Source organism: Dellaglioa sp. CoH-57-MRSF-22, from assembly GCF_056781895.1.
On record NZ_JBXAXT010000272.1, the window covers coordinates 1 to 239 of the forward strand.

Genomic DNA, 239 nt, shown 5'->3' on the forward strand with positions numbered 1-239 from the left:
GATTGATTTTGATCAGTGGTCGCAGCCTGAGCGTGACATTCTGGCAAAGCAGGTGAATGCACTTGGGATGAAGCTAGCAAACGCAGGTGTCCTAACTGACGACAGCTACCAAGCCATATCGCGATGGGTTGGCATGTATTGGTACGGTAAGGGAACGCGGTCATTCATCGACTTCATCAACTACTGCTTGTCATCGTTCTTGGACGTGAAACCAATGTGGACGCAGGTCTATGTGCACT

The 239-nt window shown here is 49.8% G+C and carries 1 protein-coding gene; it reads left to right on the plus strand.

The window, feature by feature from the left end:
* A partial coding sequence (locus AC1RPR_RS09055) for a hypothetical protein (RefSeq protein WP_481763617.1) occupies positions 1–239 on the plus strand: 239 nt, incomplete at both ends.